The sequence below is a fragment of the Pantoea stewartii subsp. stewartii genome (genome assembly GCF_008801695.1).
Classification (GTDB): domain Bacteria; phylum Pseudomonadota; class Gammaproteobacteria; order Enterobacterales; family Enterobacteriaceae; genus Pantoea; species Pantoea stewartii.
This window is the reverse complement of record NZ_VZPF01000238.1, coordinates 1-472: the sequence shown is the minus strand read 5'-3', so window position 1 is coordinate 472 and position 472 is coordinate 1. Positions and strand designations below refer to the sequence as shown.

The 472-nt window shown below is 48.3% G+C and carries 1 pseudogene; it reads right to left on the bottom strand.

The features are described 5' to 3' along the window. Positions 1 to 472 (bottom strand): annotated as a pseudogene (locus tag F7Q90_RS25965) (lysine decarboxylation/transport transcriptional activator CadC); the annotation flags it as partial.

The window sequence follows — 472 nt, the reverse complement described above, 5'->3', positions numbered from 1 at the left end:
CTTTATAATGCCATTCAAAATATCGCTGGCTTTACTTAGTGCCTGCGCATCCCCGCTCAGAATAAGCTGGCGCGCCTCATAAAAATGCATCAGCGCGGTATTTTGCGGTGTTCTGAATAGAGCCAGTTGTTCCCGCATACGATCGGGCCAGGGCTGTGTTAAAACGAAAGACAGGCTATTAAACAGATCATCCTGGATGGACAACTGGTTAGTATTGGTGACGAAATAGCGCTTATCCAGCATGGTTGAACCATCGGCGTTATCAATCAGTACCACAGACATAAAGCACTGTTGCGCCCGATAGTGGCGCTGATTGACAAACTGAATGGTTAACGTCTTGCCGGAGCTGCTTGGCTCATTGACCCTGTAATTGGTTTTATCATGGACCATAAAGGTCGAGTAAGTGTTCAGCAGGTCGGTGATTAAGCCGCCCAGGCCGATAGCGTAGGACTCCTGCGAGAGCCAGTTATTA